Below are 15,908 nucleotides of genomic sequence, written 5' to 3' on the forward strand. Positions count from 1 at the left end.
GTTTTCGTGAACCGTTCCTAAACGGCCGCGCCTGATCCGATCTTTTTCGATATCTCGTCGCCGGCATCAATCAGCACCTTCTTGCACTCGTCGATATCCGGATCGCTGGATTTTATGAGACGTCTGACAAACGGAACCGTCAGCGAGGCGGCGACCTCTCCGCCAAATCCAATGATGGGAACGGAGACGTTGTGGACGCCCTGGATGATCGCCGACGGGCTCTGGCAGACACCGGTCTCCGCGGCCTGGCGCACCGTGTCTTCAAAGGCGTCGAGCGCTTCCTGAGTGAAATTCGGATTTTTCGAACACAATTGTGCGCGCTTTACGCGTGTCATCTGATAGCTCAGGCACGCGCCCGAAGACGTGAACACCATCGGGACGCGGGCGCCGAGACGCACGGACGTGATGTTGTTGCCCGGGGGGTCGACCTGCGCGATGACCAGAATTTCGCTGCCGTTGAGAATGGCCAGGTGCACCGACTGGTTCAGCCGGATCGCGGTTTCTTCCATGACTTCGCCGGCCACGGCCGTCAGGCGCTTCGTCGGCGGAAACCGATGGGACATCTCGAACATGCGCATGGTCAGGGAGTAGCGTTCGCTTGCGCTGTCCAGCATAACGTAGCCGCGGCTCTGAAGAACGGCCAGCATGCGGTAGATCTCGCTGATGGAGCGGTTGAGCGCCTGGGCGATTTCCGCCTTTTTCAGTCCCTGCGACTGTTCGGCCAGAAGCTCAAGAATATCGAGCCCCTTCGACAGCGCGGGGGCGCTGTATTTCAGGTTCGGGTCGGCGTCGCCGCTCTCCTTGCCGTCCTTAACTTTCTCCGACACCGGGCATCCCTCGTATTACATTCAAAAGCCCTGTGTGCCTTACAGCTGCCACAGCCTGCAAGCGTTCAGACGATAAAGCGCGTCCCTTTCGTCATCGGACCAGCCTGCGGTGAGGTTATGTGTGGCGGCCACCCAGATGGCGAGTCCGCCTCCGAGGTTGCAGACAGGGCTGTCGGATCCCCAGACAATCCGGTCGGTGCCGAAAGCTTCCACGGTTTCGTCGACATAAGGCCGAATGTCATCCAGAGACCATGTCTCCGGGTCGCCATAGGCAATGACCCCCGAAATCTTTGCGGCCACGTTCGGCCTTTCCGCGAGTGCCTTGATGCCTGCCCGCCAGGGGTCGAATGACTGCGCGGCAACATCGGGCACGCCGCAGTGATCAAGGACAAACCGGACATCGGGGCAATGGTCAACCAGTTCGACGGCCAGGCCGTGCTGGCGGGGAAAGACGCACAGGTCAAAGGTCAGACCAGTTCCCGCCATGCTCTTTATGTTGTCGCGAAAGGTTGCCGTCGTGCTCGTCTCGTCAGGAACGACGTGAAGCACGCGCCGGAGTCCCTTGACGCTGGGATTGCTTGCCGCGCGCTCCAGAAAGGCCGGGAAGTCCGTGTTCTCCGGGCGGCAGGAGGAAATGACACCGCGCATCAGGCTTTCCGGTTCCGCCATCAGTTCTTCGATCATGCGGGTTTCGTCTTCAATCAGCTGTTCAGCAACGTCGACTTCCATGTGCAGGCACCCCTCGATCCCGAGGCGTCCTGCGTTGCGCGTGTAGTCGTCGAACCGGCTGTCCCGGTTCAACGCTTCGACGCCGCTCAGCCACGGATAGGTCAGCCGATCCCGGTAGATGAGGTGCAGGTGTGTATCGAACAGCATTGTGAGGGTCCTCCCGTTTTCCAGATAATCGTTGACTAAATATAAAAGTCAAGTTTATATATGAATTATCGACGCGAAGTGCAGGGCTGACCTTCGCCGATGAACGGGAGGAACAGATGGGTAATCACAGACTTAAATCGCTGCTGTGCGCGACCGCGCTCGTGGCCGTTGCCGGTAATGCTGCTGCCGGCGAGTTCGATGGCGTGACGCTGCAGGCCAAGCTGATCGGCGGCCAGCAATACGAGGCGCTTTACGCCCGTATCGGCGAGTGGGAAGAAAAGACCGGTGCGAAAGTCGACGTCATTTCAAAGAAAAACCACTTCGAACTCGACAAGGAGTTCAAGTCCGACCTCGCTGCCGGCACGCTTGGCTGGTGCGTCGGCTCGAACCACTCCTCTTTTGCGTCCCAGTACCCGAGCCTCTACACGGATCTGACGCCCTACCTGACAGCCGAGTTCATTGGGGAATACGTTCCCTCCAACATCGCCGCCTCCAAGATCGGTGATGCACTGGTGATGCTGCCGCGCGCGCAATTCGACGTGTCGGCGCTCTATTATCTGAAGTCCATCTATGAGGACGAGGACAACAAGGCCGCCTACAAGGCGAAGACCGGCCGCGATCTTGCTCCGCCCGACACCTGGGATGAGTACAAGGAACAGGCCATCTTCTTCACCGACGCCCCGAACTTCTACGGCACGCAATATGCCGGCAAGGACGAGGCGATCGTCGGCCGCTTCTATGAGCTGGTCATCGCGGAAGGCGGGCAGCTGTTCAACGACGACTGGTCGCCCGCTTTCAACTCCGACGCGGGCAAGCGCGCGCTCCAGTGGTTTGTCGACCTTTACGAGGCCGGTGCTGTTCCTCCCGGCACGACCTCCTATCTCTGGGACGATCTCGGCCAGGGCTTTGCATCGGGAACGATCGCTCTGAACCTGGATTGGCCGGGTTGGGCCGGTTTCTTCAACGGTGAGGCCTCCTCCAAGGCGGCCGGCGATGTCGGCGTCAAGGTGCAGCCTGCGGGCACTGCCGGCGTTCGCACCGGCTGGTCTGGGCATCACGGGTTTTCCGTAACCGAGTCCTGTGACAACAAGGAAGCAGCCGCATCTCTGGTTGCCTGGCTGACCAACGAGGACAGCCAGAAGCTGGAAAGCTCTGCGGGTCCGCTGCCGACGCGGACAGCCGTCTGGGACCATGTCGTTTCCTCGGCTGAAGGCGACGCCTACCGGACCGAGGTGCTCAAGGCCTTCCAGGCGGCGGCCTCGCATGCGTTCCCGGCACCGCAAACGCCGTACTGGATCGAAGCGACCAACCTCATCTATCCCGAGCTGCAGGCCGCCATCCTTGGCGACAAGTCGATCGACGAAGCGTTGAGCGACGCCTCGGAGGCCGTGGATGAGATGATGCAGGAAAACGGCGTCTACTGACGGCGCTGCAGACTGACCGGGGGAACCGTTCCCCGGTCCCTTTCCGGGCGCGGCCCGGCATGAAGGTTCCACCGAAATTTCCTGTTTTCAAGGACGCAAGCAATGTCACGCTTCCGGCCACCGTCTTGGTTCGTTCTGTTGCTGCCGGCGATCATCATCCTGTCGGCAGTGGTTCTGATCCCTCTGCTCCTGTCGCTTTACTCCAGTTTCACGCCGTACCGGCTGACGCGTCCGGAGACTCTCTACAAGTGGATCGGCACCTACAATTATGAAAAGGCAATCCAGAGCGCGCATTTCTGGGCCGCCTTCGGAAGAACGATTCTCCTTCTGACGATTGCCCTCAACCTTGAAATGCTGATGGGTCTCGGCCTGGCGCTGCTCGTCAACAAGGTCACCTATGGCCAGCGCACGCTGCGCACCATCATGATGTTCCCGATGATGTTCTCGCCGATCCTTGTCGGGTTCCAGTTCAAGTTCATCTTCAACGACAATGTCGGCCTCGTGAACAATGCCCTGCAGTCGCTCGGGCTTTCCAATGTCGCGATCCCCTGGCTCGTCGACGGGCAGCTCGCCTTCTTTTCGATCCTGGTTGCCGAAATGTGGTCGTCGACATCCGTCTTCGCGATCCTGATCCTGGCGGGGCTGTTCGCGGTGCCGCGGGATCCGATCGAGGCGGCGAAGGTCGACGGATGCACGCCCTGGCAGAGCTTCCGGCACATCACGCTGCCCTACATCATGCCTTTCATCTACATCGCACTGGCGATCCGCTCGCTCGATGTGGCGCGGGCCTACGATATCGTGCAGATCATGACAAACGGTGGACCTGCGCGCCGGACAGAGCTGCTGTGGACCCTGATCGGCCGGACCGGATATGTCGATGCCAAGATGGGCTACGCAAATGCGATGGGCTACATCTCCATCTTTCTCGCGATCTTCTTCACAATTTACTTCTTCCGCAAGCTGAACGCTGCGCGGAGCGAACTTGGCATGGCGGGCTGAGACATGAATGAAAATCTTCAATACCGGATACGGGCCCGCCTGCTGAAGGTGCTTCATTTCGTGACGCTGTTCATCGCAATGGCGATCATCTGCGTGCCGGGTCTGTGGGTGGTTCTCAACTCCTTCCGCCCAACCGTCGAGATCATGGCCAAGCCACCCGTCTGGGTGCCGGGTGATCTCAATCTCGACAACTACCGCGCCATGTTCGGCGCGGTCGGAGAGGGCGGGGTGCCGGTTCTTCAGTACTTCACCAACTCGCTGATCATCTCGGTCACGTCGACACTGATCGCGATCCTGGTCGGCATGGCCGGCGGATACGCCTTTGCCCGTTACAGGTTCAAGGGCAAGGCGTCCATTTTCATCGGCCTGATGCTGACGCGCGCGGTCCCGGGTGTTTCCCTGTCGCTGCCCCTTTTTATCGTCATGGCCAAGACGGGACTGATCGATACGCATATGGGGCTGATTCTGGTCTATGTGGCGCTGAACGTGCCTTTCACAATCTGGCTGATCGACGGGTTCTTCCGTCAGGTGCCGGTCGAACTTGCGGAAGCGGCGGAAATCGACGGATGCACGCGCTGGCAGGCGTTCTGGAAAGTCGAGTTTCCGGTGGCCCGTGCGGGCGTCGCCTCGGCCGGCATATTCGCCTTTCTCACCAGCTGGAACGAATACGCACTCGCCAGCCAGCTGACCCGGTCGACCTTTTCCAAGACCATGCCGGTTGGCCTCAGGGATTTCACAAGCGAGTTCACCATCAACTGGGGAGGGATGTGTGCGCTCGCAGTGCTGATGATTATACCGGCGCTGATCCTTACCTTCCTGGTCCAGAAACACCTTATTGCCGGCCTGACCTTCGGCGGCGTCAAAGGATAAGACAGAATGGCAAGAGTAAATCTGCGGAAGGTTGTCAAGAAATACGGCGCGTTGCAGGTCGTTCACGGCATTGATCTTGAGATCGACGACAACGAGTTCGTCGTGCTGGTCGGACCGTCGGGATGCGGCAAGTCGACAACGCTCCGGATGATCGCGGGCCTGGAAGCCATTTCCGACGGCGAAATCTCCATCGGTGAGCGGGTGGTGAACGACCTGCCACCCCGGAACCGGAATATCTCGATGGTGTTTCAGAACTATGCGCTGTATCCGCACATGACCGTGCGCGAAAACCTCGGGTTCTCGCTCAAGATCGCCAAGCGGCCGCAGGAAGAGGTCGACCAGGCGGTGGATGCCGCGGCGCAGATCCTGAGCCTGTCGGACTACATGGACCGCAAACCGGGCGCGCTTTCCGGCGGCCAGCGTCAAAGAGTGGCGATGGGACGCGCCATCGTGCGGCATCCGGACGTGTTCTTGTTCGACGAACCGCTATCGAACCTGGACGCGAAACTGCGCACGCAGATGCGCACCGAAATCAAGAAGCTGCACCAGAAGGTGAAGTCGACGATTGTCTACGTCACCCACGACCAGGTCGAAGCGATGACGCTTGCCGACCGGATCGTGATCATGCGCGATGGCCATATCGAACAGGTCGGCACACCGCTTGAAGTGTTCGAGACACCTGCGAACACCTTTGTGGCGACCTTCATCGGCTCTCCACCGATGAACCTTCTCGGCGGGCGGATCACGGATGGCCGGATCGCTGTCGAAGGCGGTCTGGAAATTGCCGTGCCTGATCATTTTGCCGGCAAGGTCACGAACGGTCAGGACGTCATTCTGGGGTTCCGCTCTGACAATCTGATGCCGACCGGGCATACAATGCCGATGCAAGGCGGATTTACCGAATTCGACATGAAGGTGGACCTTTCTGAACCGCTGGGCACGGAAACGCTCCTGTTCGGCTCGCTCGCCGGCAAGGAAGTACAGGCAAAGATGCTGAATCCGCGCCCTGTTTCGGATGGCGAAGAGCTGCGCTTTCAACTGGACCTGACCCGGTGTCACCTGTTTGACGCGGGCAGCCAGCAGTCGCTGAGGTGAGACATGGCCGAGATCAAGAAAGTCAGCATTTACATGGCCGACCTGCAGCCGAAGGTGAAGCGGGTCGATGCGATACAGAGTTTCGTCAGCCAGGAAACACCGTTTGTCGAGATCACCGATTCCGACGGTGTCAGCGGGCGGGGGTACAGCTACACGATCGGTCAGGGCGGACCGTCTGTCATGGCGCTGCTGAAACATACACTGGTGCCACAGCTGATCGGCCGGGAGGCGGAGGAGATCGACCGGATCTGGCGCGATCTTCTGTTTTCCACGCACGCGACGGCGGTCGGGGCGATCACGTCCCTTGCACTGGCCGCGATCGACACGGCGCTCTGGGACCTGCGCTGCAAACGCGCTCGATTGCCGCTGTGGCGAATGCTGGGCGGCGCGAAGGACCGGGTGCCCATGTACACGACCGAGGGCGGTTGGCTTCATATCGAGACCCAGGCCCTGGTCGACGATGCGCTTGCAGCACAGGCGATGGGGTTTTCAGGATCCAAGATCAAGATCGGCCGGCCGCATCTGAGCGAGGACCGTGCACGCCTGAAGGCCGTACGCGAGGCGGTGGGTGATGCCTACGAGATCATGGTCGACGCGAACCAGTGCTTTTCGCGGGCCGAGGCGACCCGCCGGGCCAGGGTGCTTGAGGAGTTCAATATCGGCTGGTTCGAGGAACCGATGCCGGCCGACGATGTCATGGAGCATGCGCGGCTCGCCACCCACACATCCGTGCCGATCGCGGTCGGCGAAAGCCTCTATTCTCTCAGCCAGTTCAAGGATTACCTGGTCAACGGCGCGGCCGGAATTGTCCAGGCCGATGTGGCGCGGATCGGCGGCATCACGCCTTGGATGAAGGTTGCCCATCTGTCTGAGGCCCACAACGTGCCGGTCTGCCCGCACTTCCTGATGGAGCTTCATGTCAGTCTCGTCTGTGCAATCCCGAACGCGCCGTGGCTTGAATACATTCCGCAGCTCGACAGCCTGACGGCGTCGGCGATGCGCATGGAGGCGGGCTGCGCCTTTCCGTCAAATACACCGGGTCTTGGGATCGACTGGGACGAGGAAAAGCTGGCTGCGGCCCGTACGGCGCCGTTCGATGCCGAATTCCCGCAATAGGAGCGCGTCATGCAAAGAATGGGAACGATGATCGGCCTGGAGCCGGACAAGATCGCTGAATACAAGCGGCTTCATGCGGATGTCTGGCCGGGTGTCCTGAAGATGATCTCGGATTGCAATATCCGGAACTATTCGATCTTCCTGAAAGAACCGGAGAACGTGTTGTTCGGCTACTGGGAGTACCACGGCGAGGATTTTGCCGCCGATGCCGCGAAGATGGCCGCAGATCCGGAGACGCAGCGCTGGTGGGATGTCTGCATGCCCTGTCAGAAGCCGCTGGAAACCCGGAAAGACGGGGAATGGTGGGCCATGATGGAAGAGGTCTTCCACCTGGACTAGGACCCTTTAAGTCCACAGGTGGAGATAAAGAAAGGCACTGGAGACACGATGTTCGAGGATCTGCAACAGCACTGGCCCCGGGCGACCAATCCGAAACCGATCGTCATTTTCGGGGCGGGTTCCATCGTGACAGACGCGCATCTGCCAGCTTATGCCAATGCAGCATACACGGTTGCGGGTCTCTACGACCCGGATCTGGACAAGGCGCGGGCGGTTGCGCAAATGCACGGGATCGAGGCCTTTTCGAGCCCGGAGGAAGCCGCAAGTCACGTGGACGTGGTCTTCGATTTGGCGACGCCGCCTGACGCCCATGCGGGCATTCTATCGATGCTTCCCCAAGGTTCTGCGGTTTTGATCCAGAAGCCGATGGGCAGCGACCTTGCCGGTGCGACACGAATCCTGAAAACCTGCAGGGAACGCAACCTTCTGGCGGCGGTGAATTTCCAGTTGCGCTTTGCGCCGATGATGCTCGCCCTGCAGGACGCGGTGAACAAGGGGCTCCTGGGCGACATCGTCGATTTCGATGCCTGGCTTGCGCTCGATACGCCCTGGGGTCTCTGGAAATTTCTCGAACCCCTGCCACGCGTCGAAATCAGCCTGCATTCCATTCACTATCTCGATTTCATTCGCGCTCTGCTCGGCAATCCGTCGGGGGTTCACGCCAGGTCGATGGGACACCCTTCATCCAGGATCGCCCAGACGCGCACAGCCGCAATCCTGGACTACGGAGACGGGATCCGCTGTGCCCTGTCGATCAACCACAATCACGCGTTCGGCCGCAAACACCAGGCGTGTGAATTCCGTATCTGCGGCACAAAGGGTGCAGCCTACCTGCAGCTTGGCGTCAACCTCGACTATCCGAAGGGGGAGCCGGACATACTTGAAATCAACACGGGTGAGGGCTGGCAGCGCGTTGCGCTTGACGGCAGCTGGTTCCCGGACGCGTTCACAAGCCGGATGAGCCAGCTTCAGCGTGTTGCCGCCGGAGAGGAAACCAGCCTGGTGAGCGGTGTCGAGGATGCCTGGCACACGATGGCCCTCGTCGAAGCCGCCTATGACAGCAGCGCCGCCCCTGCCACGCCGATTGCGAGGAAGCCCCAATGAACATTCAGGAAATCTACTACGAGGACTACGAGATCGGGCATGTCCGCGAAACCTTCGGCCGGACGATCACGGAAACGGACTTTGTCGTGCATGCCGGGCATACGGGTGACTTCTTTCCCCATCACATGGATGCCGAATGGTGCGCAAAGCAGGACTTCGGTCAGCGCATCGCCCACGGCACGATGGTGTTCTCGATCGGCATCGGGCTGACGGCGAGCGCCATTAATCCAGTTGCCTTTTCATATGGTTATGACCGGCTGCGTTTCATCAGGCCGGTTCATATCAACGACACGATCCGCACGCGCCTGACGATCGACCGGAAGTTCCCGGACCCGAAGCGGGACGGAATGGGGCAGGTCTTCGAAAAGTGCGAGGTCCTGAACCAGAAAGACGAAACCGTGCTGTTTGCCGAGCACATCTATCTGGTCCAGATGCGCGGCGAAGGGGCACCGGCATGAATACTCCGGCTGCCTACCAACAACCGTTCGAATGACCCGCCAATCCTTTAGGAACCAAAGCCATGAGTGACCTGCGCTACGACGACGAGCACGATGATGCAAAACTCTTCAACGTGGAAACCTGGCTTTACGAGGATTTCGAAGTCGGCGACAAGTGGCGCTCGATCCGCCGGACCATTTCCGAAGGCGAGGCGATGCTGTTCAACAGCCTGGTCATGGACAATCACCCTTACGTGGCGGACGAGATCTTCGCGTCTGAGGACGGGGTTTTCAACAGGCGGCTGGTCGCTGGTGCCATGGTGTTCAGCTATGGTCTGGGACTGATGGCGCACAACAACGTCAACACGTTCTCCTATGGCTACGACAAGCTGCGATTCATCAAGCCGGTCTTCATCGGAGACACGATCTACACCGTGCGGACCAACCTGGAAAAGCGCCCGAAATACGACGAGATGGGGCTCGTGAAAGTGTCGTATCAGGTCTACAAGAACAAGGGTGAACTGGCGCTCTATGCCGAGCACCTGCAGACCGTGAAGTATCGCCATCCGGAAAACTTCACTCCTGAAACGAGAGCTGGCTCGGCCTGAGAGGCCCAAACTGACGTCTGAAACTCTAATCCAGATAAGTCCCGGTATCTGCACCGAGGGCGGGGCCGCCTGTGTCCGATGTGATTACCTGTCCGTCCATGCGGATCGGGCAGCGGGTCGTTCTGATCATGGTGCCGTCAGGCGCCCTGACGGTCTGAACGGCATCAAGGGCCTCAAACCCTTCCGTCTCGATCAGTTCGGGCCAGTCCAGCACGGGCGCGCACCAGATGTCGGCTGGCTCAAGTCTTTCCAACCAGTCTCTGACCTCGCCTTTCAGGAGACGGTCGCGGAGTACGCGCTTGATTTCGTCTCTTTGTGAAAAGGCGACGCCGGGGTCGGAGAACGGCAACAGCTCCGGGCAGTCCAGAAGTTCAGCCAATTTGGCGATTGGTGTCATGGCAATCGCGATATAGCCGTCCCTGCAGGCGTAGATCCCGTAAGGCGCGCCGACGGAGGCGTTTGCGTTGCTGACGGCGCTGCGTTCCGACATGGCACCGTCGCCGTTCAGGAAAGCCGTGAAAAGCTCGAATTGCATGTCGATTGCCGAGGACATCAGATCAACCTCGACAAGGCCTCCTCTCCCTGTCTTTTCGCGCCGGAGCAGGGCCGCCATGATACCCTGGACGAGGTGATTGCCGCAGGTGATGTCGAGAACAGCAAATCCTGCCGGGACCGGCGGATCGTTCCTGTCACCCGATAGCCAGGCCATTCCGCTCAGGGACTGGACGAGTAGATCCTGTCCGGGTTTCCGGACCCAGGGACCGGTCGTGCCGTAGCCGGTGACGGCACCGTAGACCAGTTTCGGACTGATCTCCTGCACGTCATCCCATCCAAGCCCGATCCGTTCCATCACGCCGGGCCGGAAATTATGGATCATCACGTCTGCGGTTCTCAGGAGGTTTTTAACCCTTTCCAGATCTTCCGGGTTTTTCAGATCGGCGGCAACGCTGGCCTTGTTCCTGTTGATCGTATGAAACAGAAGGCTGTCGGGGCCGACCGTCTGGTCGGAAATTACGAGTGACCGGCACAGGTCTCCGACACCTGGCCGCTCAACCTTGATCACCTCGGCGCCGAGATCCGCAAGCCGGAGCGCTGCCATGGGACCGGCGAGGAATTGGGCGAAATCGATGACACGCAACCCTTCGAGCGGTTTCATGACGCTTCGCTCCTGTCTGTCCGTATATGAAACTTTATTTTATATACCAATAAACCAGTTGATGCTCATCTTCAAGCATACGGGCAAATGAGAGCGCGTTTGCATCGGCCATGCCCTGTTGCCGCCGTGCGGTGAAGCTCCAGCGCTTGTGGTTGCGAGCGGTGCAAAGACCTGCGCAAAATACCCTTGAATCAGGCTCAGTCCGGATCGGTTGCGTCCGCTTCCGGTCGACAGTGCCGTGCTTATCCATCCGTCTCGCAAGAGTGTGTGAAAGAATGTCAAACGACAACAACCAGAGCGGCGGCTGGACGCCGTCGACGCGCTACCCCGATCCGTCCGTCATTTCGCTTGATCCGCGTTTCGATGCGCTGAAGCTGCCGCTTGCCGGTGTCGAGAGGCTTGCCACAGGCTGCCGCTGGAACGAAGGGCCGGTGTGGTTTGGCGATGGCCGTTATCTCCTGTGGAGCGACATACCCAACAACAGGATCATGCGCTGGGACGAGGCCACCGGTGCCGTGTCCGCTTATCGCGAACCATCGACTTTCGCCAATGGTCAGACCCGGGACCGCCAGGGGCGCCTGATCACGTGCGAACATGGGGGCCGGCGGGTCACACGGACCGAGTATGACGGCACGCTGACTGTCCTGATCGACAGGTTCGACGGCAAACGCCTGAATTCGCCCAATGATGTCGTGGTGAAGTCGGACGGCACGGTGTGGTTCTCCGATCCGCCTTTCGGCATTCTCGGGAACTATGAGGGTCACCGGTCGGAGCCTGAGCTTGGCCAAAACGTCTACCGGCTCGACCCGGAGACGGGAGAGGCATCAATCGTTGCCGACGATATCCTGGGACCAAACGGACTGGCGTTCTCGCCGGATGAAAGCAAACTCTATATCGTTGAATCCCGCGGCATCCCGAGCCGCAAGATCCTCGAGTATGATGTTGCGGCGGATGGCCGGTCGATATCGGGCAAGCGTATCCTGATCGACGCCGGACCAGGGACGCCCGACGGGTTCCGGGTCGATGTGGAAGGCAACCTTTGGTGTGGCTGGGGCATGGGGTCGGCTGATCTGGACGGCGTCATGATCTTTGCGCCGGACGGCACGCCGATCGGCCGGATTGTGCTGCCGGAGCGGTGTGCGAACCTGTGTTTCGGGGGGCGGGCCAACAGCCGTCTATTCATGGCTGCGAGCCACTCGGTCTATGCGCTCTACGTCAATGTCGCCGGGGTGAAAGGCGGCTGACAACAGCCGTTTCAGAAAAGCCGCAAAATTCGGGAGGGGGAAATGGATTGTTTCGGAGGCCTGCGTACGACACTTGCGAAATCCTGTCTTGCCGTCATCCTGCTGTTCGGTCCGGTGACGAGTGCCCATTCCGCGGACGGAGGCAAGTCCGAAGATGTCCTGCACAACTTCGACCGGGCGATGCTCTCGATCCTGCGCCGGAGCCAGGCGGAGCTGACCGCGCGGACACGTCCAGTCATGCTGATCGCCCGCGACGTGACTGTCGTTTCCGAGGGCGGTGAAAAATCCTATCCCAGGGACGGGCGGGGCTACAACGAACTCAAAACCGTGTCCCACGTGCTGCTCGGGATTATCGGGGCGGTCACGCCGTGGCCGCAGGATGACGCCGGAACGGCGCGAATGAAAACGGAGTTTGCGGTCATCAGAACCGAAATCAGCACGTTTCTCTCTGCGATCGATGATCTCGACCTCCCTGCAGACACGATTGCAAGGCAGCGCGAAATGCTGGGCATGGCAGAAGCGTTTCTGGATGATGCATTGTCTGGCGAAGAGCTCACGCGGGCGGAAGTCTCAAAAGCAATCAACACCATGCGTCCGGTCTGGGCAGCGAACATGCGTGATGCAGCCCGAACGGAACTGAAAGCTCTCCATCGCGCGGTGTCCGCGGCCCGCACTGATCTTTCCCCGGATGAGTGGGACCGGCTCTATGTGGTCAGTCACGGTGGTCCGGATGTGCGCGCAGTCAATGTGGTGCGGCTCTACCTGCAAAGGGTGATGCCCGCCAAGATGGATGCGGGCCAGGTGCTGTTTGCAGTGGATACACACGGCAAGGACAAGATGATCGACTATGCCGGATACGTCCGGATGCAGAGGATTGTGGGCGCCTGGGCTTTCGGAGACCCGAAGCGGATGGAAGTCGATCTTCTGGGTTACGAGGCCGGAGCGATCCTGGACGAGATCATACCCGCTCCCGCACCGGACAAAGCTTATCTGGAGTGACTGCGCACGCCGGGGCGCCGTGGCGTTCGCGAACGGATACGCCCCGTACCCTAAACGCTTCTGACATCCGCAGAAGCGCCGTTGAGGCGATCTTTCCGCCAGGTTCCCGGAGGGCTTCCGAACTCCCGTTTGAAGGCTGTTGAAAAGGAGGGTTCGGAGTCGTACCCCACCGACAGCGCGATCGAGCTGATAGCAAGACTGGGCTCCGTTTCGAGCTGATTGGCAGCCATGATAAGGCGCCATCGGGTCAGGTAGCGTACCGGCGTCACCCCCGTGACTTCAGAAAAGCGCGCCGCGAAATTGGATCGCGACATTCCGACTTCCGACGCAAGGTCCGTCACCTGCCAGTCTTTTCCCGGATCCGCGTGGATCAGCAGCAGCGCCTTTGCGATCTTGGGGTCCCGCAGACCGGCGATCCAGCCGGATTTATCCGGCGCGTATTCCTTCAGCCAGCCGCGCATGAACGACATGTAGAGCAGATTGACCAACCCGTCGAGCTGGGCAAGCGCTCCCGGATCATCGGAATGCGCTTCGGCCGCGACCGCGCGCAGGACCGGTTCCAGCGCAGAGAAACTGGAGTGGTTCTGGTTCCGCAACACAACCTGATCCGACAGGTGCTCGACTAGATCCTTGGCGGTCTGGCTGCTGAAATTGAAACGGGCGCAAATGATCGACGTCTCCTCGCCGTCCGCATCCTTGACCACCTCGCAAATCTCGCCGGCATGAACATCATGCATCCGGACCCGGGTGTCGTTCTCTGCAAAGGTGACCATCTGGGCATTCGGCGCACTGCCCAGGACATGTCCGTCTCCCTTGGTGAACATGACCATATCGCCCGGCTTCAGATGGACCGTCTCGTGGCGGTAGGTGATGCAGGCCGTTCCCTTGAAAATGCAATGAAAGACGGCTTCATCCGCTGCGGGGGATTCAAATGCCCAATCGCCGCGCAAACTCAGCAGCCCGGTGACCCTGTTCTTGACGGTGATGTGTTTCAGGATGTTGCTGATCAGGTCCAATCTTCATCCCCCCCACAATGAGACTTGTGACATGGTTGGTTAATATTGGAAAGAATTTAGGTGGATTTTAACGGGCTGAAAGTGACCCACATCACTGCGGGCCGAGTTTCGGACGAATGGAAAAGAGAACAGGCGTTTGGAAAAAGAAGTTAGCTCGCTGCAACAGACGGCGCGCTTCATTCAACAGACGGGGTCCGGCGCTGCCGGCGCGGATCTAGTGCGGTGAATTTGAAGTTCGCATCATTGCTTCTGCAGACTCCGAAGCGAACTTCAGATTCAGGTGACTAGGTGATGCAATCACCTACGGAATCGTCTGGCGAGGGACGAAAAATTCGGACATCCGCGCCGGACCATGGTTTTCTTCCGGGTCTCCGAAGGCGGCTCTCCGAAATGCTTGCGATAGTAGAGTGCAAACCGGCTGCAGTCCCAAAAGCCTTCGCGCGCTGCGATATTGCCGACCGATTCACTCGAATAGCGACTGTCCTGAAGCCTTCGACGGGCATTGTGCAGCCGAACGGCACGGGCATAGGAGTGCGGCCCCATTCTCACGTGACTGGCGAAGGCTTGCTCGACGGATCGCATTGAACCGAGCCTGGACAGGGCGTCATTCAATCCGTCACCGATCACGAAATCATGCTCCGATATCAGGCGGCGTGCCCTGAAAAAGCGATCGGCCGCCGGTGTGCGGTGATCGACTGTAAATCTGCTGTTGACCAGCCACTCCAGAGAAAAGGCGGACATCAACCCCGAAATCATGGCCTGGCAGACCGTTTGTCCGGGCTTTTGATTCGCGATGCCTGTCCCGCCCTCTGTCCCCAGATGCGCCAGCAAAATATCCTCTTTCATTCGCGAAGTAAGCCGCTTCGATCGGACAAAAGCGCCGTCGGTCCTTATCCTTCCAAACCAGGTTTTCGCATTGCGAACCAACAAGTCACTGTCAAGTATTGCATCGCGCGCAATACTCAGCGTCAGCAGGGTGCAATCCTCCGGCACTGGCATCGCCGCCGCTCCTCCGGGCGGCAGCACGAAAATCCATGAGCCGGGATCGCGTGCTCCGAAAACCAGCGACTCGTGGCCGTCGCCAAGACAGATGCAAAACAGAAACTTGTCCGGATCGACCTTCATGCGCATTTCGATCGCGTGGGCACATTTCGAAATGTGGATTGACGCCTCGTCCATCGGCGCAAGGACGACATTCCCGTCAAATTTGCCCGGGCTGAGTTGAATGCCTTCCAGTTCCACCCCGTCGAACATCCCGGAGAACTCGTTGAGATCTTCGCAATCGACCCTTTTCGCGGCGGCTGGATTTTCCGGATCATCGCTGCGGTCAACCGGGCAATGTATGTTCATTGCAAACCGTCCCTCGACACGAAGCGGGAAAAGCCGGCCCCTTCCAGGAGCAGAAAAGTGCGTTGAACGCGAGCAGCAGAAAATTTCATGAGAAGGCGTGCTTTCCTATCGATGCTGCAAAAAACATCCGCGAATGACTGGTGCTCAAAAGTCGTACCCACGGACCGGTGGCCACGGCGGGCTGTGTCGGCTGCTGTCCTCTCCATTCGCGAAGACTTGCTTCAGAGCTTCAAATTATCATTCCGGGTTTGGTGCCGCTTTTTCCTGCCTCCTGAATTCTTGCTGCATGCTCCAGTATTCTAGGTGATGGACCCTTTTTCGTGCCTGCGAAGCGGATTTCCGTAGCGTTGCAAGTCAGGTCTGTTGCCAACCCGTGCGCGGCTGCGAACGATGAAACCTCACTTAAATCCTCAGAACCCTCACCAGAGGATCAGGGCTGTCAAAGGCG

The 15,908-nt window shown here is 59.4% G+C and carries 16 protein-coding genes; 11 read left to right on the plus strand and 5 right to left on the minus strand.

The window, feature by feature from the left end; genetic code table 11:
- Positions 1-17: 17 nt before the first annotated feature.
- Entirely contained in the window at positions 18-827 is an 810-nt protein-coding gene (locus RDA78_RS07775; RefSeq protein ID WP_434054758.1) for an IclR family transcriptional regulator, read from the minus strand.
- 39 nt (positions 828-866) lie between these two features.
- Entirely contained in the window at positions 867-1,703 is an 837-nt protein-coding gene (locus RDA78_RS07780) for an amidohydrolase family protein (protein ID WP_434054759.1), read from the minus strand.
- 116 nt (positions 1,704-1,819) lie between these two features.
- On the opposite strand from RDA78_RS07780, the gene RDA78_RS07785 reads away from it, so the two are divergent.
- The 9 genes from RDA78_RS07785 (at position 1,820) to RDA78_RS07825 (ending at position 9,695) form a co-directional block, all read left to right on the plus strand.
- Positions 1,820-3,127, plus strand: coding sequence for an ABC transporter substrate-binding protein (locus RDA78_RS07785; RefSeq protein ID WP_434054760.1), 1,308 nt, complete (start codon positions 1,820-1,822; stop codon positions 3,125-3,127).
- A gap of 102 nt (positions 3,128-3,229) precedes the next feature.
- Complete coding sequence (locus RDA78_RS07790) at positions 3,230-4,126, plus strand: carbohydrate ABC transporter permease (protein WP_434054761.1); 897 nt, start codon at positions 3,230-3,232, stop codon at positions 4,124-4,126.
- Positions 4,127-4,129: 3 nt separating this feature from the next.
- On the plus strand, positions 4,130-4,996 hold the full coding sequence (locus RDA78_RS07795) for a carbohydrate ABC transporter permease (RefSeq protein WP_421980269.1): 867 nt from the start codon (positions 4,130-4,132) through the stop codon (positions 4,994-4,996).
- Between the two features lie 6 nt (positions 4,997-5,002).
- Complete coding sequence (locus RDA78_RS07800; protein WP_434054762.1) at positions 5,003-6,091, plus strand: ABC transporter ATP-binding protein; 1,089 nt, start codon at positions 5,003-5,005, stop codon at positions 6,089-6,091.
- A 3-nt stretch (positions 6,092-6,094) separates the two neighbouring features.
- Positions 6,095-7,207, plus strand: a complete 1,113-nt coding sequence (locus RDA78_RS07805; protein ID WP_434054763.1) for a mandelate racemase/muconate lactonizing enzyme family protein — start codon at positions 6,095-6,097, stop codon at positions 7,205-7,207.
- A 9-nt stretch (positions 7,208-7,216) separates the two neighbouring features.
- Positions 7,217-7,546, plus strand: coding sequence for an L-rhamnose mutarotase (locus RDA78_RS07810; protein ID WP_434054764.1), 330 nt, complete (start codon positions 7,217-7,219; stop codon positions 7,544-7,546).
- 48 nt (positions 7,547-7,594) lie between these two features.
- Positions 7,595-8,650 (plus strand): Gfo/Idh/MocA family protein, encoded by a 1,056-nt coding sequence (locus tag RDA78_RS07815; RefSeq protein WP_434054765.1) that lies wholly within the window; start codon positions 7,595-7,597, stop codon positions 8,648-8,650.
- A complete protein-coding gene (locus RDA78_RS07820) occupies positions 8,647-9,108 on the plus strand; it encodes a MaoC family dehydratase (RefSeq protein WP_434054766.1) in 462 nt (153 codons plus the stop codon). Before RDA78_RS07815 ends, RDA78_RS07820 begins: the two co-directional genes overlap by 4 nt.
- Positions 9,109-9,170: 62 nt before the next feature.
- Positions 9,171-9,695 carry a MaoC family dehydratase gene (locus tag RDA78_RS07825; protein ID WP_434054767.1) on the plus strand — a complete coding sequence of 175 codons (525 nt, stop codon included), beginning with the start codon at positions 9,171-9,173 and terminating at the stop codon, positions 9,693-9,695.
- 25 nt (positions 9,696-9,720) lie between these two features.
- On the opposite strand, the gene RDA78_RS07830 is transcribed toward RDA78_RS07825, so the two are convergent.
- Positions 9,721-10,851 (minus strand): CaiB/BaiF CoA transferase family protein, encoded by a 1,131-nt coding sequence (locus tag RDA78_RS07830; protein WP_434054768.1) that lies wholly within the window; start codon positions 10,849-10,851, stop codon positions 9,721-9,723.
- A gap of 275 nt (positions 10,852-11,126) precedes the next feature.
- Here RDA78_RS07830 and RDA78_RS07835 point away from each other — a divergent pair, with 275 nt between their 5' ends.
- Together RDA78_RS07835 and RDA78_RS07840 are read left to right on the plus strand one after the other, a co-directional pair.
- Entirely contained in the window at positions 11,127-12,095 is a 969-nt protein-coding gene (locus RDA78_RS07835) for an SMP-30/gluconolactonase/LRE family protein (RefSeq protein WP_434054769.1), read from the plus strand.
- Positions 12,096-12,137: 42 nt separating this feature from the next.
- Entirely contained in the window at positions 12,138-13,094 is a 957-nt protein-coding gene (locus tag RDA78_RS07840; protein ID WP_434054770.1) for a hypothetical protein, read from the plus strand.
- Between the two features lie 50 nt (positions 13,095-13,144).
- Here RDA78_RS07840 and RDA78_RS07845 read toward each other — a convergent pair whose 3' ends face one another.
- Together RDA78_RS07845 and RDA78_RS07850 are read right to left on the minus strand one after the other, a co-directional pair.
- The gene (locus RDA78_RS07845) at positions 13,145-14,110 is read right to left on the minus strand and encodes an AraC family transcriptional regulator (RefSeq protein ID WP_434054771.1); all 966 of its coding nucleotides are present in this window, start codon (positions 14,108-14,110) and stop codon (positions 13,145-13,147) included.
- Between the two features lie 297 nt (positions 14,111-14,407).
- On the minus strand, positions 14,408-15,460 hold the full coding sequence (locus RDA78_RS07850; protein ID WP_434054772.1) for a helix-turn-helix domain-containing protein: 1,053 nt from the start codon (positions 15,458-15,460) through the stop codon (positions 14,408-14,410).
- Between the last annotated feature and the right edge of the window lie 448 nt (positions 15,461-15,908).

This window comes from Roseibium sp., from assembly GCF_051016195.1.
GTDB lineage: Bacteria > Pseudomonadota > Alphaproteobacteria > Rhizobiales > Stappiaceae > Roseibium.